Below are 22982 nucleotides of genomic sequence, written 5' to 3'. Positions count from 1 at the left end.
ACGTACAACGTACACAAACCCCTTCCATTCAGGAGACTCCAATGTCATTCCTTCGCTGGGCACCTTCATTCCTCGGCTTCCCCCTCGGCGGTTGGCTGGCTTTCCTGATGATTGGGTCAGCGAACAGCCCGTTGACCGCGGCACTGGCGGGGGCCATTGCCGGAGGCATTATCGGCATCCCCCAGTGGCTGGCATTGCGGCCGGCAGTCAGCTGGCAGTGGATTGCCGCCAGCACAGTCGGGATGGCGGCCGGCAGCGCCATTGCGGCCGCCGTGACGGGATCGGCGACGTCGGTGGGCGCCCTGGCCGTAACTGGCGTCTTGGCAGGGGCGGCAGTGGGACTGGGCCAGGGCCTGGCACTCCGCCGCGGCTGGCAGATCACCGCGCTGTGGGCGGTCACGGTCAGCGCAACCTGGGCCCTCGGCTGGGTGGTCACCGCCAATGTCATCGTCGACGCCGACAGCGGCTATGTCGCGTTCGGCTCCAGCGGCGCATTGATCGTCACTGCTGGTACCGGACTTGTCCTCCGCCGCATCCTCGGCCGCCGGCCCAGCGTGATCGTTGCCCCGGCGGCGAGCGCCGCCGTCGGACCTTCACCGGACGGACGTTCCGCGTCCGTGGGACGTGCCGCCGTTGGACCTGCAGCCGGGACCCGGCGGTGAACGCCGCAACCGCGGCGGGCGTCCTGCTGATCATCCTGCCGCTGGGATTCAACGCGGCATTCGCTGCCCTGGCCGCCAAGTTCGATTACCCTGACATCCTGCGCAAGCCGACGCAGGAAATCCTGCTCCGCTTCCGCGACGGCGGGTCAGCCCTGGTGCTTCTTTGGTGGTCGTTCGCGATGACGGCAGTGCTGCTGGCCCCCGCAGCCGTACTGCTGTCGGGGGCGCTGGCCGGAGCGGATGCAACGCTGCTCGCGCTGGGGTCTACGGCGGGTGTGCTGGCCGCCGTTGTGCAGTTCCTCGGACTCATCCGCTGGCCGTTCCTGGTGCCCTACCTTGCCCGCACGGCAACCGCCCCTGACGCCTCCCCGGCCCGGAAGGAGGCGGCCGACATCGTCTTCCAGTCCTTCAACCGCTATCTGGGCGTCGCCGTGGGCGAGCACCTTGGGTACCTGCTCAGCGGCGCCTGGAGCGTGCTTGCCGGCGTGGCCATCACCCAAAGCAGCACCTTGCCCGCGTGGCTCGGGATTGTGGGCATAATCATCGGCGCAGTGCTCGCATTATGCTCGCTGGAATTCGTTGGGCGGTTTGAACCGGCGGGCTGGAAGCTGGCCGCGGCACTGACTCCCGTGACCTACATCGTGTGGTCACTCTGGCTGGTGGCAGTCGGTGTGTTCCTGCTGCTCTAACTCAGCGCGCAGTGGTGCCCGGCGGTCCGCTGAGCACGGTGGGGACGTACTCAAGCAGCTGGAGCCGGCCGTCAAAGGTCCTGCTGTCCACCATCTCGAGCGCAACGTCCGGATAACCGTCATAGATCCGCTCCCGTCCGGTGCGGCCGGTAATCACAGGGAAAACCACCAACCGGAACCTGTCCACCAGGCCGGCCGTCAGCAATGATCGGGACAGGCTGAGGCTGCCAAGGGTGCTCAGCGGCCCGGTGCCGGTCCGTTTCATCTCCGTCACCGCCTCCACCGCGTCGCCGGCGACCAGTTCGGAATTCGGCCAGGTCAGGGGCGCCTGCAGTGTGGAGGAGAAGACAATCTTGGGAACTGCGGCAAGGCCGGTCAGGCTGGCCCCCTCATTCTCGGAGTAACCGGACCCCTCGGAGGCGGCTTCCCCCGACATGCCGGACATCAGCCGGTAAGTGTTCGCTCCCAGAAGGAAGGTATAACCCTTCTCCCCTTCCTGTTCGAGCCACGCCAGATACTCGGGCCCTTCCAGGCCCCACCAGCCTGGCCACCCCTCGGCGGAGGCATAGCCGTCCAGGGAGATGATCAGATCCACCATCAGCTTTGCCGATGACGCCTCCGCGGTTGTCTCGCTCATGGCCGTCTCTCCGATCTGATCAACGTCAGTTTCCGCTGGGCCGCGTGCCGGACATGCTAGCCCCGGAGCATTGGACGTTCAAGGGTTCAAGTTTGGGAGAATGTTGCCATGGCGAAGAGTTCGAGCACGGGCGGCACCAAGGTCACCATTTACGACATCGCAAAAATTGCCGGCGTTAATCCCTCCACCGTGTCCCGCGCACTGGGAAAACCCGAGCGGGTCAGCACCAAAACGAGGAAACTAGTGGAGGACGCAGCCGCGGAGCTCAACTTCAGGGCCAATCCACTCGCCCGTGCGCTGCTGACGGGCCGCACGGGCACCATCGGGCTCATCGTCGCGGACATCACCAACCCCAGCTATTTCGACATGATCCGCGGCGCCCAGTCCGCCGCTGCCGCACATGGCATGACCGTGGTGCTGGCGGAGTCGGCCGAGTCGGCTTCAACGGAATTGATGGTCGCACAGCGGATCCAGCCCTCTACTGACGGCATCATTCTTGCGAGCCCCCGCATGTCCGATCCGGAGATCCGGAGACTCAATGCCACCAAACCCGTCGCTGTCGTCAACCGCAGCGTTGAAGGCGTTGATTCCGTCGTCCCCGACGTCGAACCCGGCATCTCCGAAGCGGTTCGACACCTTGCCTCCGGCGGCCACCGTAGGATCGCTTTCCTGAGCGGACCTGACAGCTCCTGGCTCTCGGCCCGCCGGTGGGAAAGCCTGCGCTCCGCCTGTGAATGGACAGGGCGCGAGGCGCTGCTCATCTCCACCGCAGCACCTACCACCGAGGGCGGCCGGCGTGCCGCGAGGGACGTGATCGCCTCCGGGGCCACCGCCGCGCTGTGCTTCAACGACGTCCTGGCTATCGGGTTGATGAGGGAACTGCAGGCAGCAAAGGTGAAGATACCGGAGGAATTCAGCGTGGTCGGCTTCGACAACATTTTTGGGTCCGATTTCACCACCCCGGCGCTGACAACTATTGCCTCACCCTTCAGTGAAGCCGGGTCGACGGCGCTCTCCTTGATTCTGGCGGACCTGTCAAGCGCCGAGGGGGGCCCGTTGCCGGCAGAGCCAGCGGGACGTGCGGCCCTGCCGACCAGCCTGATCGTGCGCGGCTCCAGCGGACGACTACTTGCCACGTAATCACCGCAGGCCGCCAACTACCCGTCAGCTCAGGCAGTCCTGGGCGTGGCCTCCAGATAGCTTTTCAGCGCTGACCAGTTGGCGCGTTCCTGGCGGTTTCCCGTAGACCGCACCAACGGTGTGAGGAGGCGCAGCGCGCCATGAGGGTGCAGTTTCCAGACCCAGCGGAGCCTGGTGCCCTTTCCTTCGGGAACAAAGGTCAGCTCGCCTTCGATCTCCATCCCGGCAGTCCGGCTGATCGAGCCAAGGGTCTGCGGGCGAGTGAAGCCGGTGTATTCGATGGTCACCTCTGTGCGGCTGCGCCCCTTCATGACGGCGGAGAATCGCGTCCCGACCCCAACTGGTCCCGGGGTGAGCTTCTCGGCCCGGAGCATGTTTTCGTTGTACAGCGGCTCATTGCGTTCATCAGCAACAAAGTTGAACACCTCTGCCACCAGGGCGTTGATGAAGATTTCCCCGGTTATCGATTTCACGGTGGCTTCCCTTCCTTTGGCTTCCAACACCAGTCTGGCTGGGACATCCGATCGTTGCTAGCGTGGCGTCATGAGCCCCTCAAAGACCCCGGCCGAGATCCTGACCATTGCCGGTGCGGAGGTTCGCATCTCGAGTCCGGACAAGGTGGTGTTCCCTGGGCCGGGTCTCACGAAGCTTGATCTGGTTCGCTACTACCTCGCCGTCGCGGATGGTGCGCTGCGCGGCGCAGGGGGCCGTCCCATGGTGCTCAAACGCTTTCCGAAGGGCATCGACGGCGAACCGTTCTTCCAAAAGCGTGTGCCCGAGAACCACCCGGATTTCATTGACACCGCGACACTCCACTACGCCTCCGGCACCTCGGCTGAGGAAGCCGTTATCCGCGATGCCGCCGGGCTCGCCTGGGTGGTGAATCTTGGCTGCCTGGACCTCAACCCGCACCCGGTGCGCGCCGAGGACCTTGAGCACCCCGACGAACTCCGGGTGGACCTCGATCCGATGCCAGGGGTGGACTGGAGCCAGATCGTGGACGTCGCGTACGTTGCGCGGGAGGTGCTCGACGACGTCGGCCTCGTGGGGTGGCCCAAGACAAGCGGGTCGCGTGGGCTCCACGTCCTGGTGCGGATCGCGCCGCAGTGGTCCTACCGCGATGTGCGGCTGGCCGCCGAAACCCTCGCCCGTGAGGTCGAGAACCGGGCTCCCGGCCTCGCCACCGCTCGGTGGTGGAAGGAGGAACGCGGCGAGAGTGTGTTTGTCGACTTCAACCAGAACGCCAAGGACCGCACCGTGGCATCCGCATACTCGGTGCGGCCCCTGCCCGATGCCAGGGTTTCCACGCCGCTCACCTGGGAAGAGGTCCGTTCGGCCCGTCCGGAGCAGTTCACTGTTCGGACGGTGCCGGGGCGCTTCGCCGATCTCGGCGACCCGCACGCCGGTATTGACGACGCCGTCGGCACCCTCGACGGCCTCCTCACTCTGGCTAAAGAACTCGGCCCGGCCGAAAAGCCGCCCCGTGCGGGCGACGGTTCGGGGCGCCGGCAGTCGGTGATGCCGCTGGTCGAGGTGGCCCGCACCAGGACGAAGCCCGAAGCACTCGCGGCGCTGGAGGAGTGGAAGGCCCGGCATGCGGACCTCGTCCCGGCCCTGCATCCGGCCGATGTGCTCGTGGACGGGATGCGTGGATCAAGTTCGCTCTGGTACCGGGTGCGGGTCAACCTCCAGCACATCCCCGACACTGAGCGGCCGGCGCAGGAGGAGCTCATTGCCGACTACGATCCGTGGGCGGGCAAGGAATGGCCCGGGCGGCCGGCATCCTGACGGATTATTAGCGCTGTGATTCTCCCGCTGCAGGGTTTAACCTTGCTCCCATGAATGAGCCGCACTCCCTGGCGGTGGTGGTTGCCCATCCGGACGACGATGCGTACGGTTGCGCGGGCTCGATTGCCCTGCACGAGAAGGACGAGGGATTCAGATTCTGCCTGGTGCTCGCCACCGACGGCGGGGCCGGACAGATCTCCGCGGGGGTTCCGACGACGCCTGATGCGTTGGGTGCCTGGCGCCGCCGCGAGAGCGCCAACGCGTGGCGGGCCCACGGCAGAATCCCCGATCGCCACGAGTGGCTGGACTACGCCGACGGACGGGTGGCGGAGGCCGACTTCGAGGAACTGGTGGGCCGGATCCTGGAGGTCCTGCTTGAGGAACGGCCCCAGGTGGTGGCGACGTTCGGGCCCGACGGAATCACCGGGCACCGTGATCATATCGCCGTCGGCAGGGCCACCGATGAAGCGTTCCACCGGGCGCGGCAGACGCCGGGCCCGGGCTTCCGGCGGCTGGTGCACGGTGCCATGCGCGCGTCCACGTTTGAACGGTGGAACCTCAGGCGGCAGCGGGAGGGGCTGGCGCCGTGGGACCCAACCGTGGAATACCATCTGCGGCCGGTTCCCGACGAGTCGATAGACATCGAAGTGGACACCCGCCAGGTGGCGCACCGGGTTCTTGCCGGGCTGCTGGAACACAAGTCCCAGCGGGACGTGCTGGTGGATCCGGCTATGGACGAACGCCGGTGGGCCACGATGGCCTCCCGTGAATCGACGGTCATGGCGTGGCCTGGCCGGCCTCCCGGCAGTCCGTTGCTGACCGATCTCTTCGAAGGGCTTTGAGGCCGGCGAAATAAGCGGCACCCGTTGCGGTGGACTTGCTGCAGCGGAAAACTGTACCTGAGGAGGACTCCATGAGCCACGAAACCACCAGCTCCACCGCCGCTAGCGCCGCGCAGGCCATCTTCCGGGTCGCTCTCGGCAGCGTCCTCATGGCCCACGGATCCCAAAAGCTCTTCGGATGGTTCGGGGGCGGAGGCCTCGAAGGCACCAGCAAGGGCATGCACGCTATGGGCTTCCGCCCCGCAAAATCCAGCGCCGTACTCGCAGGCGTTGGCGAAGCAGGAGCCGGCCTCGCCCTTGCCGTGGGTCTGGCGACTCCGGCGGCCGGCGCCGCCGCTGCCACCACGATGGCCGTCGCGGCCAGCGTCCATGCTCCTGGCGGATTCTTCGCCACAGAAGGCGGACTTGAGTACCCGGCGGTCCTGGCCGTGGCGGCAGCAACGTTCACCCTGGGCGGCCCCGGCTCCTTGTCCCTGGACGCGCTCACCGGCCATATCCTGGACCGGCCATGGATGCGGGCGGTCGCCCTGGCCACCATACCGGCGGTCACCGCGGTCCAGATCTATCGTCGGCAAAAGGCCCTGGCCGCCGACGAGGCGGCCCCGGACGCCGGCGCCGCGGAACACGAAGGCTGAGCAGTTTTCTTCACGTTGGAGGTCTCCCATGATGCGGGTCCATTCATCTCTGGCGCAGAGCCGGGACAGGCAGCTGGCACGGGGCCCGGAAGACTGGGAGCAGACATTCCGTCAGATGGCGCTGTTTGACCTCGCAGAGGACATCCAGTTCGGCTTCTTCCTTGCCTACTACCGGACTTTCGCCATTCCGTCCGGTTCAGCCACGCTCGTGAGGAACGGGGAAATACCGGCCCGGCCCATGAAGCGGTCCATCGACACCGGCCTCGTTATTTACGAACTCATCGCCTGCGGGCTGGACTCGGAACGCGGGCGGCAGATGACGGCGCTGCTCAACCGCGTCCACCGGCACGTTCCTGGCAGCCAGGAGGATTTTCTTTATGTGCTCATGACCCTCCTGGTGGTTCCGATCCGGTGGACCGACCGTTACGGCTGGCGCCGACCGACGCAGACCGAGCGAGACGCCGCAACACACTTCTTCCGCGAGCTGGGTGAGAGAATCCATATCGCGGACATTCCCGTCACGTTCGAAGCAGCCGAAAAGTTTTTCGACGACTACGAACGCCGGAGGGTGGCGCCAAGCAGTGCCGGCAGGACGCTCATGGGCGCCACGGTCCAGGTATTCCAAAGCATGCAGCCGAGGCTCCTCCATCCGGTCACGACGCGCATGATCGCGACAATGCTGGACGACGCGCAGCTTGCCGCGGCGCTCGGACTCCCCCGAAGCACCTGGTGGTCACGCCTCGCGCTCAATACCGGCATGGGCGTGCGCAACACCATCCGGCGCCGCACTCGCTTGAGTACTGTTCCCAGCTTCATTCCCGGACAGGCCGCGCCGCCGATCTATGCCGAGGGCTATAACTTGGCCGATATCGGCCCGGTCAACGTGATGGGCGCCCGGCCCCGCAGCGAGTCCTGATCAAGGGAGCGGCTTTTCGCGCGGCCGTAAGTTGGCCGGGGGCCAAACCGCGCCCGACGGCGGGAGCCGGGTGCCGCCGTCGGGCGCCAGTTCCGTTGCCGCAGGCAAATATCAGCTGAGCTCTGGACTCTTGGGCGGCGCCCAATCAGACTGACTACAACAGCTGGCCCGGCAGCCCGGAAACCCGTATCTTGACCCGGTCGGGAACGGACAGTTGCAGCATTTTGGGGCTTTAACGCGGCACCTGCGACCCTTGAAAGGACCTGTTCATGCCGGACTTCTCAGCATTCTTCCCGCTAATCGCCACCATCCTGGGGGTGCTTGTTGCCATCGGTTTTGTTTGGGTGGCAACAAAACTGATGTGGAAGGTGGCTGAGCCCAATGAAGCCCTCATCATCTCCGGGCTGACCCGTGGAACCCTGGAAACCCGGGCCGGGATGGATTTCAAGATCGTCACGGGTAAGGGTGCACTGGTCCTACCGGGCCTTCAGACGGTACGGACCCTCTCGCTCACCCTGAACGAAACCGAGCTCAAAGTGTCCTGTGTTACATCGCAGGGCATCCAGGTCATCGTGGAGGGCGTGGTCATCTACAAGATTGGTGACGCCCCGCCCTTTATTGCCAATGCGGCCCGGCGCTTCCTGGGGCAGCAGCCCAAGATGGAAAGCCAGGTGTACAACGTCTTTGAGGGCCACTTGCGCTCCATCATCGGCAGCATGACCATGGAGGAGATCATCCGCGAGCGGGACAAACTCGGTTCGCAGGTCCGCAGCGCCAGCGGCGTGGAGATGGAAAAGCTGGGGCTCGTGGTGGATTCGCTGCAGATCAAGGACCTGCAGGACCCCACAGGGTACATCCAGAACATCGCCAAGCCGCACATTGCGCAGGTGAAGATGGAGGCCCGCATCGCCGAGGCCACCAGGAACCGTGAGGCTGCCGAGAAGGAAGCGGAGGCGGCGGCATTGATCGCGGACGCACAGAGCATTTCAGCAATCCGGCAGTCGGTGGCGCAGGCCAACGCCGAGCGCGCCAAGGCCAACGCTGCCCAGGCCGGCCCCCTGGCCGACGCCACGGCGCGGCAGCAGGTGGTGGTCCAGGAAACCGAAGTCGCCAAGCTCGAGGCGGACCGCGAAGAACAGAAGCTCCAGACCACCGTGCGGAAACCCGCCGACGCGAAAGCGTACGCCAAACGAACCGACGCTGAAGGCCAGAAAGCGGCGGACATCAGCGCCGCCGAGGCACTGGCACGCCGCACGGAACTTGAGGCCCAGGCCAACGCCCGCCGGACGGAACTGCAAGCACAGGCGAATGCCACTGCCGCTGCTGCCGCGGCCGGAGCCACCAAGGTCACGGGTGAGGCCGAAGCCGCGGCCACGAAGGCCAAGGGTGAGGCTGCGGCCTCCGCGATCAAGGCCAAGGCGCTGGCTGAGGCAGACGGTATCAAGGCCCGGGCCGAAGCTTTGGGGACCAACCAGGATGCGGTGATTTCGCAGCAGCTCGCCGAGAACATGCCCGCCATCATCGCTGCAGCGGCCGAGCCGTTCTCGCACGTAGGTCAGATGACTGTCCTGAACGGCGGCGAGGGCGTCAACAAGATGCTCGGCGGAATCCTCGCGCAGGTGGGCGACTACCTTCCGGCTCTGGCGTCGGCGCTCAAGAAAGGCCCGGACGCCAAACGCCCACCCGAGGCTCCCGGCGCGTAGGGTTACCGCATGCACAGGGAGGTTGACCGGAGCCTGACAGGCAAGATCGGCCGGGTGACGGGGCACATCGGGCCGGGCACCATCGGCGAGGTCATGCTGCCCTACCTTGGCGGCACCATGGCCTTCCACGCCCACCCGTTCGACAAGTCGAGCGACTTCGCGGTGGGTGACGAGGTGCTGGTGATCTACTACGAACCGCCGCAAACGGTCTACGTGGACGAACTGCCGGACGTCTTGCGGCACGGCAGGTGAGCCGTGATGCGGTCCCCTCCGGCACTCATGCCATGGGAACCGGGGCTTTCGTCCCTGTTACAGCGACCTCTGTTGAAGGTCTACTGGAAGCACAAGGACCACGGCATTTTCGGCAAGGGATGATCATGACCAACATCAGCATTCTCGGCGGCGGACACATGGCCCGGGCTCTCGCGAAGGCAATGCTGAGAGGAAACAATCCAGTACAGATACTGGGGCGTGACGGCACGAAGACCCGCGAACTGGTTGAGAGCCTTGGACCAGGGGCTACTGGCGGCGTCATGGGGGCGGCGATTACCGGAGCCATAGTTTTCCTGGCCATTCCACATAAGGAAGTACACAACGCCATCCTGGAAATCGGCGACTCCGTGGACGGCCGGGTGGTCGTGGACATCAGCAACACCGTGGACGTTTCGAATTTCGACCGGCTCACCACGGAACCGGGCACGTCCGCGGCCGAAGAAACTGCCCGTCTCCTGGCGGGACGAGCAGAGGTGGTTAAAGCATTCAATACTACGTTTCCCTCCACCCTGGAGAACGGAGAAGTCGCCGGGCAGCACTTGGACGTCTTCATTGCTGGCGACTCGGAGCAGGCCAAAGAAAAGGTCAGTGCTGTGGCCGCGGCCGCCGGACTCAGGCCTATTGACGTGGGGCCGCTCCGGCGTGCGCGCGAACTGGAGGCCATCATGCTGGTTGTCATGGGCCTGCAGGTCAGCCCCGAGCACCAACACTTTAATTGGGACACCTCCCTCCGGATATTCCCGTAAGCAGGAAGTCCGCGGACGCCGGCGCCTAACTGTAAGGAATGTAACCGTCGGCACCGCCGGTGACGGTACAGCTGTGTCGGTCCTCAGGGCGTCCACGCGGTCAATACCTTTCGAAATCTTCTGTTGGGGTGCATCCAAGTCCTGCCTCGGGCCGGTAGTAGGGGTGTCAGCACAACCACAGCCCCCAAGGGGGCCTCTCACAGGAGTTGGAAATGCGTAAAAAAATCTTTGCCACCGCCGGAGCAATGACGCTGTTGGCAGCACTCGCCCTCGCTGCCCCGGCCCAAGCCGGCAATGGACATCATCGAGATGACGGGGGCACAGCCAAACTGTCTGTCCTCCACGGCGTCCCTGGACTGACCGTGGATGTCTGGGTTGACGGCAAACTCACGTTGGACAACTTCAAGCCGGGCACTTTGGCGGGCCCGTTGAATGTCCCTGATGGTGACCATCAGATTGCCATCACTGCGGCTGACGCCACGAGCGCCGACAACGCGGTGATCGGCCCCGTCACCGTGGATCTGGCGGAAGACCAGGACTACACAGCGGTTGCCCATCTGGCTGCTGACGGCACCCCGACAGCCACTCTCTTCACCAATGACACCTCGTCCAGCCCGGATGGACAGGGCAAGCTAACGGTCCGGCACGTCGCTGCGGCTCCCGCTGTCGATGTGTTGGCCGGCGGGACCGCAGTCATCGAGGGCCTCACCAACCCGGATCAGGAAACCCTCACCCTCGAAGCCGGAACTGTTTCAGCCTCGGTCGCGGCCGCGGGGACCACTGTCCCGGTAATCGGCCCCGCGGACGTCAAGATCACCGAGGGAAAGAACACCATCGTCTACGCCTGGGGCAGCCTGGCTGAGAATACTCTTGGCGTAGCCGTCCAGGTAGTGGACTCCTCATCGTGCGGTCGCGAGGACTAGCTACCCCTCTCCCGCTCGGCAGTCATTCGTTCCATCACCCGGTGGGGCCGCGTCAACCGCGGCCCCAGCGGCGGTTTAATGCATGAAGGCTAGGCTCCATCATCAAGCCTCTTGAGGTCAGCAGCTGATGAAATACCCTCGAGCCGAAAGCCGGGTATATTCCTTGTATGACCTGTGTCACACTTCGGTCGGGGTAAAAGCAGTCCCCTGTCCTTCGGGAAAATAAGCGCACTGCCCGCTCCCCCGCCCTTTGCATCCGCCCACCCCGCCTAATACGGAGCAGTTTCATGTCTGAGCAGAGCAACACCCCGCCGAGCACCACCGCAGACAGCGTCCCTCTGCCCGGCTCGGAACGCCCTACCGCGGCAAGGATCCAGGCCACACACGGGCCCGTCGATCCTTCCCGCAGGATTGAGGTGACCGTAATCCTCCGCCGGAACCAACCCCTGCCGGAATCACTGGCCGAGCCGATGTCCCGCGACGAGCTCGCATCCCGTCACGGCTCCTCATCGGAGGATCTGCGCCTTGCCACGGAGACTTTCACCCGGCTCGGAGCGGAAATCCTCGAGGCGGACCCGGCCTCCCGCCGCATCCGGCTGGCCGGCTCAGTGGAGCAGCTGAGCCGAATCTTCGGCACCAGCCTGGAGGAAGTGACCAGCAGCGGGTCCCACGGCCACGATGTCACGCACCGTCACCGGACCGGAGGCCTGAAGGTTCCGGCCGTACTGGAGGGAGTTGTTACTGCCGTCCTGGGCCTTGATGACCGTCCGCAGGCACACGCGCAGTTCCGAGCGATCCCTCTCGCCGCAGCGGGCACCAGCTACACACCGCCGGAACTGGCGAGGATATACAACTTTCCCGCCGGCGCTGACGGCGCCGGCCAAAGCGTGGCCATCATCGAGTTGGGCGGCGGCTTCGGTCAGGCGGACCTGGATTCTTACTTCGCAAGTCTCGGAATCACCGGACCGAAAGTGACCGCCGTCGGGGTGGATGGTGCCGTAAACCAGCCCGGACAGGACCCCACCGGGGCGGACGGGGAAGTACTGCTCGACATCGAGGTAGTCGGTGCCCTGGCACCGAAGGCGAACATTCTTGTTTACTTCGCACCGAACACGGACGCCGGCTTCCTCGATGCGATCATCAATGCCTCCCACGCCGCCACGACGCCGTCGGCGATCAGTATCAGCTGGGGCCAAAGCGAGGACGCGTGGACCGGCCAGGCACGGACGGCGTTTGACCAGGCCCTCGCCGACGCGTCGGCCATGGGCGTGACCGTCACCGCAGCCGCAGGAGACAACGGCAGCGCCGACGGTGCAACCGATGGAAAAGACCACGCGGACTTCCCGGCCTCAAGCCCGCACGCTCTGGCCTGCGGGGGCACCCGGCTCGATGCCGACCCCGCCACCGGAAGAATCAGGTCCGAAACAGTCTGGAATGACGGACCGCACTCGGCAACGGGCGGCGGCTACAGCAGCACGTTCCCGGCACCCGTCTGGCAAGGCGGGCTGGCTGCCCACTCGCGCCGCCACAAACCGGCACCCGGGCATGGGGGCCAGGGGCGCGGGGTCCCGGACGTCAGCGGCGTGGCCGACCCGCAGACGGGGTACAAAGTCAGGGTTGACGGCAAGGACTTGGTCATCGGCGGCACCAGCGCTGTGGCGCCCCTCTGGGCAGCCCTGATCGCCCTCATCGCCCAGACAACCAGCCGCCGGTTCGGACAGATCCAGCCACTGCTCTACACACTGAAGTCCGGCTTCCACGACGTCACCTCGGGAAACAACGGAACGTACCACGCCGCGAGCGGCTGGGACCCCTGCACCGGCCTCGGCAGCCCGGACGGGACAGCACTACTCGCAGCGATCAAATCCGGCCTCCGGTGACGGGTGTCAGGTTGAACCGCCGATCACCCGGTGACGCCCGGCAAGAACGCCCGTCACGGCGAGAACGGCCATGAGGCCTGCGGTGACGAGGAGCGGCAGAGTCCAGTCTCCGCTGAGGTCCCGCAGACCGCCGAACAACACGGGTCCCGACGCAGCGAGGGCGTAGCCAACGGATTGCGCCATGCCGGACAAGGACGCTGCCTGGGGGTAATTAACGGTGCGGAGGCTGAACAGCGACAGGGCGATGACGATGAGGCTCCCGCACCCGGTCGCCCCAAGAAGGACCCACAGCAATACGAGGTCCGGAGCAATTGCCAGCCCGAGAAACGTGATGAACGTGAGGGCGCCGCTTGTGAACGCCACGAGCCGCTGGTCCGAACCCCGGTGAAGGATTCCCCCTGCGGCGAGGCTGGCGAACACGCTGATGAGCAGGAAAATGGACAGATGGATGCCTGCAGTAGCGGCCGGGACCCCGCGGCTTTGTTCGATGGTGGGCAGCCATGCCATGAGGACGTAGAAGGCGATCGATTGCAGTCCCATGAAGATTGTCACCTGCCAGCCCAGGGCTGAGGTCCAAGGCGACCGGTAGGAGACGTCCGGCCCGGCGGCGTGCGTAATGCCTGGCCTGGGCCGGCGCAGCCACGGCAAAAGCACTGCCATGGCGACGAGGGCCAGTCCCACCCAGATTCCGAGGGCAAGCCGCCATCCCGCTGGGGACGTTTGTGCCACAGGGACGACGACGGCGGCCCCGATCGCGGCGAAGGCCGCCTGCGTGGCGGTGTAGCTCCCGGTGACCTGGCTGACCCGCATCGGGAAGTCCCGCTTGACGAGGGAGGGAACCAGGACATTGAGAAATGCGATGGCCAGCCCGATCAGTGCGGTACCCGCCCAGATGAAGCCGGTGACGGGTAAGGAGCGGAGCACGATGCCCGCGGCAAGGAACAGCAAGGACGTCCACAGCGCCCGGTCCAGGCCCAGGCGGGACGCGAAGGCGGGCGCCAGGGGTGAGAAGACCGCGAACGCAATAAGCGGAAGGCCCGTAAGGAACCCTGCTGCGGCGCCGGACAGCCCAAGGTCGCCGCTGATGTTCGCGAGTACCGGTCCCACGCTGACAAAGGACACCCGAAGGTTGACTGCAATGAGCAGAAGGCCGACGAAGGCGAAGCCGAACCTGACGGAGCGGTCCGACGCGTTTCTGGTTGCAGCGGGCATCGCGCGTTCTTCCCTCCTTTGGGAGCTACAGAACGTCCGTTGCGCCCATCCGATTCCGCCTTGTTAGATCAAGCTAGCGTCCGAACAGGCGTTTCAATGTGCGGACAACTTACCTCGAAAGCCCAAGCGTTTGATAATCGGTACAACTCGCCAGCTCATCTAGAGGCCGCGGCGCCCTACCCACAGCCCATGCAGCAGCGGAACCGCCGACGCGATCATCAGGACGCTGCCGAGGACCGTGTCGTCCGCTCGGACCACGGCACCTGCGATGAGCAGGGCGCCGAATACGAGTGCCGACGCCGATCGCTGCGCAGTGCGGTTAAGCCGTGCCACCTGGCGTTCGAGGCGGGGGTTGGCCACCGATAGTGACCCGTCCTCAATGCGAGTGAGCAGCTCATCCAGTCGTTTCGGCAGCCGCAGGGCCACGCCGGCGGCGTCGAACGCTTGCTGTGCAACGTCCTGAAGGATGTTGCCGCGCTCGTCGCGCAGCAGCTGTGCTGCATACGGTTCTACCGAGTCCCATAGATTGAATCGTGCGTCCAGCGAACTGCACACACCCGATGTCAGTGACATTGCGCGGATGATGAGCAGGAAGTTCTCTGGCAACTGGAACGGCAACGAGCGAACAAGATCGCCGAACTCCGCCGCAAAATCGACGAACTCCCTCGGGTCCACCTCGCGAAGCTCTGCGAAACCCATCCCGCCGAACCTCGCGAAGAGGTGCGTCATCGCGCGCTCAAGCTCGGCCGAATCCGCCGAGGGCACCAGCACACCCACGTCTCTGATCGCAGTCACCAGGCCCTTGCCGTCACGGGAGGCGGCCGCGATCAGCAGCTTCCGCAGGCCGCTGCGTGTACTGGGCGGAACCTCGCCCATCATGCCGAAGTCGATGAACGTCAGCTTCCACGGGCGCCCGGCGGCCGAATGGGTGTTCGGAGTGACAAAGATATTGCCGGGGTGCGGATCGGCATGGAAAAAGCCTTCCGTGAACAACTGGTCAAACATGACAGAGGCGAAAACCGGGGCGACCTCCGCTGGATCGATTCCCGCAGCAAGGAGCGCCGTCAAGTCCGTAATCTTGATCGCCGTGACATCCTCGAGGGTCAGCACGCGGCGGGTGGTTCGCTCCCAGACGACGTCGGGCACCGTCACCCTGTCGTCGTCGGCAAAATCAGCCGCGAAGCGCTCGGCATTCACTGCCTCGTGCAGGTAGTCGATCTCCTCAAGACTGGTTTGCGCGAACTCCTCGACCAGCGCAGGCATGTCAGCGCGGGCGGACACTAGACGCACGTGGCTGAGCCAGCCGCCTACTTTGCGAAGTGCCGCCAGGTCGACGTCGACAATCGCGTCGATGCCCGGACGCTGCACCTTCACCACCACGCTGTGGAGCCCCGCGTCGGCAGCGTCTGCCGGCAGGAGTTGTGCACGGTGCGCCTGGCCGAGGGAGGCGGCGGCGATGGGCGTTTCCTCGACCGAGGCGAAGACCTTGCTCAGCGGCGCCCCCAGCTCCGCCTCGGCAAGGGCGCGGATTGCGGCGAACGGGACGGGGGGAACCTCGTCCTGCAGCCCTTCAAGTTCCGTTGTGATCTCGGGCGGAAGGACGTCGAGCCTGGACGACAGGAACTGACCAACCTTGATCATCAGGCCGCCAAGGTCCACCGCGAGCGCGTGGAAGCGCTGCGCGAAACTTCGCATCCGCCTGGTCCTGGTGCGTTCGGCAATCCTTGCCAGCCCGATCCGAGGGAGTAACAGCTCAAACCACCACGTCAAAGCGAGATGCCACGCGGCGAAGCGCAGGATGCGACGGTAACGGGCGCGGTTGTTCCCGGCGCCGGGTACCGGATCTGCCCGGTCCCGGCGAACCGACGCCACCCTCTTCAGTCCTGGGCGAGGATGGAGTACAGCCGACGACGTGCCTCGTCGAGCACCATCACGGCCTCCTGCACCTGCTTCGGCGAGCCGGTGCGCCCCACCTGGGCCGCAGCCTGCGCGAGCTCAACGCCGGCCTTGGGCAGCGCCGCAAACCCCGTGCCTGAGGCCGGGCCCGTTGAGTCCCAGAGCGCTGACGCATCGGCACCCGCCACCTCTTCCCGGCCGGCTTCGGTCAGTGAGTAAATTTTGCGGCCGTTGGATTCCTCGGCACTGATGAACCCCTCATCGGCCAGCAGCTGCAGTGTTGGGTAGACCGATCCGGCGCTCGGCTTCCAGCTGCCACGGCTGCGCTCCTCGATCTCACCGATGATCTGGTAGCCGTGCATCGGCCGCTCCGCGAGCAGGGCCAGTATCGCCGACCGCACTTCACCCCGACCCGCGCGGGTGCCCGAGCGCTTCTCGAACCGTGAACGCAGCTCCTCAACGGCCTGCCACATGCCGTCAATGTTCGGGCCGCCAAAGCCGCCCGCCGGGTACGAATTACGCATCATGCTCTCCTCTGCGAGTCGCGAACGATAGTCAACGATACATCCGATGCTCCCCATTCTGCTCGCTCCTCCCTCACATGGGCACGGTCATGTGGAGCCCGGGCAGAAGTTCCGGGTGGGCCGGGACAAAGAGCGCGAAGACGATCAGCGAGACGCCCGTGATCCGGCTGAACGTGGGGCCGTATTTCCACGTCTTTTCCAGGAAGATCACTACTGTGAGCACTGCCATCCATGCCAGGTTCATCACGCCAACGGCAATGAGCACCACCATGAGCCCCCAACAGCAGCCCACGCAATACGCGCCGTGGTAGATGCCGACGCGGACATCCCGCAGGCGGCCCTTGTACCCGGATACGTGCAACAGGAATGCTACTGGCGAGCGGCAGTGCCTGAGACAGAAATCCTTGAGCGGGGTCAGCTGGTAAACGCCAGCCGCCACAAGCACTCCAGCCCCCACCCACGGTGCACTGTCCGGCGCGTCCTCAGCCAACAGCGCGGCCAGCGCCGCGGCCGCGTAGGCAACGACTCCAAATCCGATCCACGTCAGAAGGTAACCGCCAACCAGCCCAGTTGTCCGGATGACCCGCACCCGGCTGCTGCGGACGGCGCGGATGGTTCTCAGGTATGTCGACGTGAGCGGCGCCAGCGCCGGCAACATCATGGCTGCCATCATCAGTGTCCACACCCCGAGGAAACCCCAGAGCTCCAGCCCCATGGTCCCCGGTCCTGCGGACATATCGGCGAAGCCCAAGAAAGTGCGGTACCAGGCCAGCACGGCGCAACCGATCAATGCCACCTCTGCCGCATGGTGGCTGACCGACAGGCCGGCCCTGCCCGGCACTACGCGGACCAGGCGAAGGGGGCAGAGTAGGAGTTCTTCCCGGTGTTATCCCAGGTCATCCCGAACACGTCGACGCGGGCGGTGCTGGAGGTCCCGGCTGCCAGAGTGTCGGCCGGGAATCCGACTCCGCTGACTTTGACTCCTTGTCCGGTGGGATCCAAAGGAGACACGAAGTCCTCGACCACCATGTCCACGGCACTGCCAATCCGGACCCGGTGGACACGCCCGTCGTCGGCGTAGGCCATGTTCAGGGACTCCATGCCGGCCATTTCAGCGATTAAGGGGGCAAGGCCCTCCATCGGGCCGCCGAGCTGGCCACCGAAGACTGCACCGAGCGCTTCAGCCTGCTCAGTTGAGGCGGCGGCGTCCAGCAGTACTCCGACTTTCCAGCCCCCGTCGCTCATCAGGGCCGGAGTGTCGGCGACAACGCAGACTGTCAGACCGCCGACGTCGACACCGTTTACTTCGCCGGTTTCCACATGGAAGGCCAAGGCCACGTTGCAGCGTTCGTTGTCGGCCGGTGCGGACAGCCCAGACATAGTACACGGGCAGGCCATATCACAGTTGCAATTCTCAAAATACGTGCCCTCGACATGCCACGGCATCTTGGGCTCCTTTCGAAGAGGCACCCCCCAAATTAGAGTCTCCTCGCGGCCCTGAACAGTGTCAACGGCCGGCGGCGACCTACGCGGCTAGCCCGCTGCCACATCGATCAGCACCTTGCCGACGATGCTCTCCTCCACCGCCGCATGTGCCGCAGCCGCGGCAGCGAGCTTAAAACGGTGTAGCGGCAGGCCCGCTGCCTCGCCTACCTGAAGGGCGCCGTCGGCGATGGCAGCATTGATGTCCTCGGCGGCGGCGTGCACCGCCGACATACCAACGGTGTAGAGCAGCACGAACTGGTAGCGGATGTTGAGGCTGAAGTGCCTGCGCACGTCCAGGCTGAGCTGATCGCCACCGTTGTTGGCGTAGACCGCCACAGAGCCGCGGTTCCGGATCACTGCCAGGTCGAGTTCGGCGTTCTGCGCGGGTGCCACCTCCACGATCTGGTCGACGCCGTTGGGCGCGATCCTGCGGATTTCCGTGGCCGCATCGGACTCCCGGTAGTTGATGACGTGATCGGCGCCGGCGGCTGTGACCAGCGCCGCCTTCGCCGGTCCGCTCACGGTGGTGATCACAACGGCGCCGGCCCACTTGGCGAGCTGGATGGCCGCATGGCCAACGGCACCGGCCCCTCCCGCGACCAGAATTACCTTGCCTTCCAACGCTCCCGGGTGCAACCGCCGCGGGCCGTCCTCGGCGATGGTCAGGGCCCGGTGCGCGGTGACCGCGGGCACGCCGAGGCTTGCGCCGACGTCGAACCCGGCGTTCTGCGGCAGCTGAAAGACCCGTTCCGCCGGCAGCACGGCAAACTCCTGCGCTGTCCCGCCGTCGGCGCGCTGATAAGCGGCCAAGGCAAGCCAAACCCTGTCACCGACGCGGAGATGCTCGTCGCCGGGTCCGACTGCGTCCACCACGCCGGCGCCGTCTTGATTGGGCACGACTTCCGCGAAGGGCAGCGGCTCGCCCGCTTTGGCTCCGCGGCGCGACTTCCAGTCGGTGGGGTTCACCGCGGAGACCATGATCCGCACACGTACCTCGCCACGCCCCGGGTCGCGGATCTCGCGGTCAACGAGTTCAAGGACGGAGGGGTCGCCGGTGGTCCGGTAAACGATTGCTTTCATACCCAGACCCAACGCGGGCGCGGACCGAATATTCCCCCGGGAAATGCCGGGGTTGTCCTAATCCTGTGCAGGTGCCGAACTGTGCTCAGCGGCCGCCATAGGGTCGAGAGTCGGGCGGGCGGTGGCCTTGTTGTGTGTGGCGGGCATCGCGACAACAGCCACCACTGTGAGTACGGCGGCGGCCAGTACGGCCAGGAAAACAGCCCCGGAAGCGGAGACGACTGTGTGCGGATCCGTATTGCCGCCCGGAGTGCCCGCATAGATCGCGTTGGCAACCGCCCCGAAAACCGCGACACCGATGGAACTGCCGATCGACCGTGCGAAAAGATTGGTGCCGGTGACAACTCCACGCTCGTTCCAGTCGACACTGGACTGGGCGGCGATGAGGCTCGGGGTGGCCACCAGCCCGAGCCCGAGCCCTACGATGAAGCAGCTCGCGGCCGCCAGGAGAACGTTGGGTGCGGAGGCGGTGAGGGCAAGCACCGCTGTGCCTAGGACCGTGACAGTGATGCCGATCATCGCGGTCCTTCGGAAACCCAGCCGCAGATAGAACCGGCCCGATTGGGAAGCACTGATCGGCCAGCCGATCGTCAGTGCCGCCAGCGCGAGTCCGGCCAGGATCGGGGAGGTGGAGAGGGCCCCTTCGAGGAACGTGGGAACGTAAGAGGTAAGCCCAAGCATGACCGCTCCAACGCCGAAGGAGATCAACGCGGTCGTAGCCAGCAGTCGCCGGGAGACGACCCACGGCGGCAGGACCGGCTCCGCGGCCCTGCGCTCGACGAGGATGAACACGGCGAACAACAGTGCTCCGCCGGCGAACACAGCAACGCTGATGGCAGAGGTCCAGCCCCACGCCTGGCCGCCTTCCAGCGCCCCAAGAATGATCAGCGTCAGTGAGGCAGTCAGCAGGCCCGCCCCCAGATAATCGACCCGATGCCTGGCGCGCTCCACATTCTCGTGGAACGTTCGGAACAACATCCACCCCGCCAGGAGGCACAGGGGGATGTTCACGAGGAAGATCCCGCGCCACATGCCAAGTGCCGAAAACACGCCCCCGAGCGTCGGGCCAACAACGGAGGACACCGCCCACACGCTCGCAAGGTAGCCTTGCACTTTCGCCCGCTCAGTCAGCGAATAGATGTCGCCAGCGATCGTGATCGCCATCGGTTGGACTGCTCCCGCGCCCAGGCCCTGCAGCACACGGAACGCAATGAGGGCCGGCATGCTCCATGCCAAGCCGCAGAAGATCGAACCCAGCAGGAATAGCCCGATTCCGATCAGGATGATCGGTTTACGGCCGACGACGTCGGAGAGCTTCGCGTAGACGGGCACGGAGACAGCCTGCGCCAACAGATAAGCCGAAAACAGCCACGGAAATGATGCGAATCCGCCAATGTCATGCACGATCGACGGCACCGCGGTCGCGACGATCGTCGAATCAATCGCCACCAAGCCGGTTGAAAGCATCAAGGAAATCAGTATCGGACCGCGCTTCGAGCGGAAGCCGACCCCCTCTGCAGGCATTGTCGTCACGTCATCTCATTCCGGGTCGTCATCACAGAGCGCTGCTCGCATACCTGATCCTGCTAGACGCATAACCGCTTGATTCAACGAAATAGTCCCGGCGCCCGAGGAATTCAACATGCTCACGTGGTGGCAGGGAAAATGCAATCCGTGGGCTGCGGCGATTAACGGCTAGCCGAACGGCCCCTCACCCGATGGTGAAGACATCAATTTCGACAGCGTCCGGCATCCGCGTCCCGGTGCCCACGGCAAGGACATTGTTGAGCCAGGACCATTCGGATGCGGCGGTGGAGAACCGTGGCGTGCAGCGGAAATAGATCGCGGCCGGATCCACATGTTCACCACGGTTGAGCCTGGCCATGTCCTCAGGCCTGCCGTGGCGGAGGGCCACGTTGTGCACATAGATCACGGCACCGCCGTCGGTCTCCAGGGCGTAGCGGGCGTCCAACTCCGTCAGTTCCGGCGTTCGAAGCACCTGGAAGTCCGCGCCGGCCGGAAGCACCCGCCCGCGCAGCGTTGGTCCCTGCACCGTCCCCCCGAGAATCGGCACGATGCGCCGGTGTCCCTCCGGGGTGGGTCCGACGTCGATGGGCGGCCCCACCTGGACAGTGAGTTTGGCGAGGAAGGTCAACACCGGCGGTTCAGGCAGGTGTGCTCCCGGCAATAAAGACGGAGTCACAGGATGCCGACCGTCAGCCGGCTCGGGAAGGCTGCCCCGAAGCGGATGCCCTGGCGGGCGGTGACCGGCTCGGCCGAGTCGGACGCCAGCAATCCTGTATTCAGGTTCCTGTCCCAGCGGGGATGGCAGCTCGACGTCACCTGCACGCGCAACCGTTCGCCGGGACCGAAAGTCAGGGCAGTTTCCCAGAGACTGACGGTGTACTCGTACACACGTCCCGGTTGGATCGGGGATTGCTCAATGCCCGGCGTGAAGCGCCCGGTTCCGGCGTGGGCGTCCCGCCAGGATGCGCGGACGATTCCATCGGCAATTCCGGTGGAGACGCCGTCGGAGTCCACGCGGCAGAGCCGGACCACCCAGTCCGTGTCCACAGCGCTGGAGGAAGCGAAGAGAGTTGCCTGGACCGCGCCGAAGATGGTGACGCTTTCCTCGAACGGCGCGGAGGTGAACACGAGGACGTCGTCCCGCGCCTCGACTGCTTCCTGGCGGGAAGGGCCCGCCGGGAAAGGGCCCTGGAGCATCGTCGCTCCCCCGCTGGTCACGACGGGATCCAGCGGATCGTAGGTGTATTCCGCCGTCCCGTCAGTACCTGCTTCATCCTGTAAGGCCCCCTCGGCTCCGAAGTACCAAGAGCGCTGGGACCGGGGTTCCGGCAGCTCCTTAAACCCCCGCCAACGGTTTTCGCCGAGGAAATACACCAGGACCGGCGGGATGGTTTCGAGGCCCGTGGCGTCCCCCTTCAGGACAGCATCGAACCAGGCTGTGTGCACCCGCGACAGGTCCCCGATGCCGTCCAGGAGTCCTGCGGAGGCGGCCATTCCGTAACTGACTCCGGCGTAGGTAGCCGAAAGGTTGGTGTGCGTCCACGGTCCCATGATGAGCCGGGGTGCTGCTTCGGGCCGCCCACGGCTGTGGTCGAGTTGCATGCGGTACTGGTCCAGGGTGTTTGGCGCAAAAATGTCGAACCACCCGCCGATATGCAGCGTTGGCAGGGACACGGGACTGTCGGAGGCGGCATCCCACAGCTGGGAGAATGCGCTCCCTGGGCCTTCAGCCGCGGAGGGCAGGATATGTGTCCGCATGAATGTTCTCAGCAGCGGCGCCAGCCCCGAGATGGGCAGCGTGGAGTAAATGGAACCGTCGGCGAAGGACCCGTCCAGGGCAAGCCAGGACTGCAGTTCCTTGTCCCGCAGTTCCGGATCGTCGCGGAATTCGCGCAGCAGTTCGTTCAGGGAAGCGGAGGCGTGACCCCAGCTGAGGCGGCTGCCGAATTCATGGGCACCGCCCCGGTACAGCGCCCCGTTGTTGGCGTTTCCGCCCGCGGATACGCCCAGTGCCAGTGCCTTGAGCGCCTTGGGCGCTCCCTGGGCTGCCCGCCACTGTGTTTCGGCGAAGTAGGAACGGCCCCACATTCCGACGTCGCCGTTCGCCCACGGAAGGCGCGCCGCCCACTCGACGGTGGCGGCGCCGTCGGCCGCCTCGTGCACGGAGGGGATGAAGTCACCATCGGAGCCGAAGCGTCCCCGGCAGTCCTGCATCACCACCACGTAACCCGCGGCCGCGACTGTCAGAGGGTTGAAATAGGCGGAGTTCACTGCCAGGTCGCGCCCGTAAGGCGTACGCGTGAGCAGCACGGGAAACCTCTGCCCTTCAGCGGCGGGCCGGTAAACGGTGGAACGGAGGACCGTTCCGTCGGCCATCGCCGCTTCAACATCGCTGTCCACGATGACGGAATATTGCACTGTTTG

At 65.3% G+C, this 22982-nt stretch carries 23 protein-coding genes; 12 read left to right on the top strand and 11 right to left on the bottom strand.

Annotation, left to right across the window (positions count from 1 at the left end; genetic code table 11):
• The first annotated feature begins 41 nt into the window (after positions 1 to 41).
• Positions 42 to 662 carry a hypothetical protein gene (locus AB4Y73_RS07505; RefSeq protein WP_441870466.1) on the top strand — a complete coding sequence of 207 codons (621 nt, stop codon included), beginning with the start codon at positions 42 to 44 and terminating at the stop codon, positions 660 to 662.
• Positions 659 to 1351, top strand: a complete 693-nt coding sequence (locus AB4Y73_RS07500) for a DUF4386 domain-containing protein (RefSeq protein WP_441870464.1) — start codon at positions 659 to 661, stop codon at positions 1349 to 1351. The genes AB4Y73_RS07505 and AB4Y73_RS07500 overlap by 4 nt, the downstream gene beginning before the upstream one ends.
• A gap of 1 nt (position 1352) precedes the next feature.
• Here the strand turns inward: AB4Y73_RS07500 and AB4Y73_RS07495 are convergent, their stop codons facing one another.
• On the bottom strand, positions 1353 to 1988 hold the full coding sequence (locus AB4Y73_RS07495) for a dihydrofolate reductase family protein (protein ID WP_441870462.1): 636 nt from the start codon (positions 1986 to 1988) through the stop codon (positions 1353 to 1355).
• A 108-nt stretch (positions 1989 to 2096) separates the two neighbouring features.
• Between AB4Y73_RS07495 and AB4Y73_RS07490 the strand changes: the two genes are divergently transcribed.
• Positions 2097 to 3128: a LacI family DNA-binding transcriptional regulator gene (locus AB4Y73_RS07490; RefSeq protein WP_441870460.1), complete on the top strand. Its 1032-nt coding sequence runs from the start codon at positions 2097 to 2099 to the stop codon at positions 3126 to 3128.
• A 29-nt stretch (positions 3129 to 3157) separates the two neighbouring features.
• On the opposite strand, the gene AB4Y73_RS07485 is transcribed toward AB4Y73_RS07490, so the two are convergent.
• Positions 3158 to 3601: an SRPBCC family protein gene (locus tag AB4Y73_RS07485; RefSeq protein ID WP_441870458.1), complete on the bottom strand. Its 444-nt coding sequence runs from the start codon at positions 3599 to 3601 to the stop codon at positions 3158 to 3160.
• Between the two features lie 70 nt (positions 3602 to 3671).
• On the opposite strand from AB4Y73_RS07485, the gene ligD reads away from it, so the two are divergent.
• The 9 genes from ligD to AB4Y73_RS07440 all read left to right on the top strand — a co-directional run bounded on the left by ligD (position 3672) and on the right by AB4Y73_RS07440 (position 12834).
• On the top strand, positions 3672 to 4916 hold the full coding sequence (ligD, locus tag AB4Y73_RS07480; protein WP_441870456.1) for a non-homologous end-joining DNA ligase: 1245 nt from the start codon (positions 3672 to 3674) through the stop codon (positions 4914 to 4916).
• A gap of 50 nt (positions 4917 to 4966) precedes the next feature.
• Positions 4967 to 5758, top strand: a complete 792-nt coding sequence (locus tag AB4Y73_RS07475; RefSeq protein WP_441870454.1) for a PIG-L deacetylase family protein — start codon at positions 4967 to 4969, stop codon at positions 5756 to 5758.
• 71 nt (positions 5759 to 5829) lie between these two features.
• A complete protein-coding gene (locus tag AB4Y73_RS07470) occupies positions 5830 to 6393 on the top strand; it encodes a DoxX family protein (RefSeq protein ID WP_441870452.1) in 564 nt (187 codons plus the stop codon).
• 28 nt (positions 6394 to 6421) lie between these two features.
• Positions 6422 to 7309, top strand: coding sequence for an oxygenase MpaB family protein (locus tag AB4Y73_RS07465; RefSeq protein WP_441870450.1), 888 nt, complete (start codon positions 6422 to 6424; stop codon positions 7307 to 7309).
• A gap of 269 nt (positions 7310 to 7578) precedes the next feature.
• Positions 7579 to 9012 (top strand): flotillin family protein, encoded by a 1434-nt coding sequence (locus AB4Y73_RS07460; RefSeq protein WP_441870448.1) that lies wholly within the window; start codon positions 7579 to 7581, stop codon positions 9010 to 9012.
• Between the two features lie 9 nt (positions 9013 to 9021).
• Positions 9022 to 9264: a hypothetical protein gene (locus tag AB4Y73_RS07455; RefSeq protein ID WP_441870446.1), complete on the top strand. Its 243-nt coding sequence runs from the start codon at positions 9022 to 9024 to the stop codon at positions 9262 to 9264.
• Positions 9265 to 9389: 125 nt separating this feature from the next.
• The gene (locus AB4Y73_RS07450) at positions 9390 to 10031 is read left to right on the top strand and encodes an NADPH-dependent F420 reductase (protein ID WP_441870444.1); all 642 of its coding nucleotides are present in this window, start codon (positions 9390 to 9392) and stop codon (positions 10029 to 10031) included.
• Between the two features lie 212 nt (positions 10032 to 10243).
• Positions 10244 to 10954: a DUF4397 domain-containing protein gene (locus AB4Y73_RS07445; protein ID WP_441870442.1), complete on the top strand. Its 711-nt coding sequence runs from the start codon at positions 10244 to 10246 to the stop codon at positions 10952 to 10954.
• A gap of 287 nt (positions 10955 to 11241) precedes the next feature.
• Entirely contained in the window at positions 11242 to 12834 is a 1593-nt protein-coding gene (locus AB4Y73_RS07440; protein ID WP_441870440.1) for a S53 family peptidase, read from the top strand.
• 6 nt (positions 12835 to 12840) lie between these two features.
• Here the strand turns inward: AB4Y73_RS07440 and AB4Y73_RS07435 are convergent, their stop codons facing one another.
• From AB4Y73_RS07435 to AB4Y73_RS07395, 9 genes are all read right to left on the bottom strand, one after another.
• Positions 12841 to 14046, bottom strand: coding sequence for an MFS transporter (locus AB4Y73_RS07435; protein ID WP_441870438.1), 1206 nt, complete (start codon positions 14044 to 14046; stop codon positions 12841 to 12843).
• Between the two features lie 159 nt (positions 14047 to 14205).
• A complete protein-coding gene (locus tag AB4Y73_RS07430) occupies positions 14206 to 15918 on the bottom strand; it encodes an ABC1 kinase family protein (RefSeq protein WP_441870436.1) in 1713 nt (570 codons plus the stop codon).
• 5 nt (positions 15919 to 15923) lie between these two features.
• Positions 15924 to 16466, bottom strand: coding sequence for a PadR family transcriptional regulator (locus AB4Y73_RS07425; RefSeq protein WP_441870856.1), 543 nt, complete (start codon positions 16464 to 16466; stop codon positions 15924 to 15926).
• A gap of 73 nt (positions 16467 to 16539) precedes the next feature.
• Complete coding sequence (locus AB4Y73_RS07420; protein ID WP_441870434.1) at positions 16540 to 17307, bottom strand: DUF2182 domain-containing protein; 768 nt, start codon at positions 17305 to 17307, stop codon at positions 16540 to 16542.
• Complete coding sequence (locus AB4Y73_RS07415; RefSeq protein WP_441870432.1) at positions 17307 to 17912, bottom strand: DUF1326 domain-containing protein; 606 nt, start codon at positions 17910 to 17912, stop codon at positions 17307 to 17309. The genes AB4Y73_RS07420 and AB4Y73_RS07415 overlap by 1 nt, the downstream gene beginning before the upstream one ends.
• 87 nt (positions 17913 to 17999) lie before the next feature.
• Positions 18000 to 19031: an NADPH:quinone reductase gene (locus tag AB4Y73_RS07410; RefSeq protein ID WP_441870430.1), complete on the bottom strand. Its 1032-nt coding sequence runs from the start codon at positions 19029 to 19031 to the stop codon at positions 18000 to 18002.
• A 57-nt stretch (positions 19032 to 19088) separates the two neighbouring features.
• Entirely contained in the window at positions 19089 to 20555 is a 1467-nt protein-coding gene (locus AB4Y73_RS07405; RefSeq protein ID WP_441870853.1) for an MFS transporter, read from the bottom strand.
• 187 nt (positions 20556 to 20742) lie between these two features.
• The gene (locus AB4Y73_RS07400; protein ID WP_441870428.1) at positions 20743 to 21234 is read right to left on the bottom strand and encodes a DUF3237 domain-containing protein; all 492 of its coding nucleotides are present in this window, start codon (positions 21232 to 21234) and stop codon (positions 20743 to 20745) included.
• The gene (locus AB4Y73_RS07395) at positions 21231 to 22976 is read right to left on the bottom strand and encodes a CocE/NonD family hydrolase (RefSeq protein ID WP_441870426.1); all 1746 of its coding nucleotides are present in this window, start codon (positions 22974 to 22976) and stop codon (positions 21231 to 21233) included. Before AB4Y73_RS07395 ends, AB4Y73_RS07400 begins: the two co-directional genes overlap by 4 nt.
• Positions 22977 to 22982 lie beyond the last annotated feature (6 nt).

The organism is Pseudarthrobacter sp. TAF60_1 (genome assembly GCF_052113505.1).
GTDB lineage: Bacteria > Actinomycetota > Actinomycetes > Actinomycetales > Micrococcaceae > Arthrobacter.
The sequence above is the reverse complement of the archived record's forward strand: the minus strand, read 5'-3'. Positions and strand labels throughout refer to the sequence as shown.

What these genes read in the sequence shown, in the direction of transcription:
- AB4Y73_RS07505 (WP_441870466.1), top strand. Translation starts at nt 42, where the DNA reads ATGTCATTCCTTCGCTGGGCACCTTCATTCCTCGGCTTCCCCCTCGGC.
- AB4Y73_RS07495 (WP_441870462.1), bottom strand. Translation starts at nt 1,988, where the DNA reads ATGAGCGAGACAACCGCGGAGGCGTCATCGGCAAAGCTGATGGTGGAT.
- AB4Y73_RS07490 (WP_441870460.1), top strand. Translation starts at nt 2,097, where the DNA reads ATGGCGAAGAGTTCGAGCACGGGCGGCACCAAGGTCACCATTTACGAC.
- ligD (WP_441870456.1), top strand. Translation starts at nt 3,672, where the DNA reads ATGAGCCCCTCAAAGACCCCGGCCGAGATCCTGACCATTGCCGGTGCG.
- AB4Y73_RS07475 (WP_441870454.1), top strand. Translation starts at nt 4,967, where the DNA reads ATGAATGAGCCGCACTCCCTGGCGGTGGTGGTTGCCCATCCGGACGAC.
- AB4Y73_RS07470 (WP_441870452.1), top strand. Translation starts at nt 5,830, where the DNA reads ATGAGCCACGAAACCACCAGCTCCACCGCCGCTAGCGCCGCGCAGGCC.
- AB4Y73_RS07465 (WP_441870450.1), top strand. Translation starts at nt 6,422, where the DNA reads ATGATGCGGGTCCATTCATCTCTGGCGCAGAGCCGGGACAGGCAGCTG.
- AB4Y73_RS07460 (WP_441870448.1), top strand. Translation starts at nt 7,579, where the DNA reads ATGCCGGACTTCTCAGCATTCTTCCCGCTAATCGCCACCATCCTGGGG.
- AB4Y73_RS07455 (WP_441870446.1), top strand. Translation starts at nt 9,022, where the DNA reads ATGCACAGGGAGGTTGACCGGAGCCTGACAGGCAAGATCGGCCGGGTG.
- AB4Y73_RS07450 (WP_441870444.1), top strand. Translation starts at nt 9,390, where the DNA reads ATGACCAACATCAGCATTCTCGGCGGCGGACACATGGCCCGGGCTCTC.
- AB4Y73_RS07445 (WP_441870442.1), top strand. Translation starts at nt 10,244, where the DNA reads ATGCGTAAAAAAATCTTTGCCACCGCCGGAGCAATGACGCTGTTGGCA.
- AB4Y73_RS07440 (WP_441870440.1), top strand. Translation starts at nt 11,242, where the DNA reads ATGTCTGAGCAGAGCAACACCCCGCCGAGCACCACCGCAGACAGCGTC.
- AB4Y73_RS07435 (WP_441870438.1), bottom strand. Translation starts at nt 14,046, where the DNA reads ATGCCCGCTGCAACCAGAAACGCGTCGGACCGCTCCGTCAGGTTCGGC.
- AB4Y73_RS07425 (WP_441870856.1), bottom strand. Translation starts at nt 16,466, where the DNA reads ATGCGTAATTCGTACCCGGCGGGCGGCTTTGGCGGCCCGAACATTGAC.
- AB4Y73_RS07415 (WP_441870432.1), bottom strand. Translation starts at nt 17,912, where the DNA reads ATGCCGTGGCATGTCGAGGGCACGTATTTTGAGAATTGCAACTGTGAT.
- AB4Y73_RS07410 (WP_441870430.1), bottom strand. Translation starts at nt 19,031, where the DNA reads ATGAAAGCAATCGTTTACCGGACCACCGGCGACCCCTCCGTCCTTGAA.
- AB4Y73_RS07405 (WP_441870853.1), bottom strand. Translation starts at nt 20,555, where the DNA reads ATGCCTGCAGAGGGGGTCGGCTTCCGCTCGAAGCGCGGTCCGATACTG.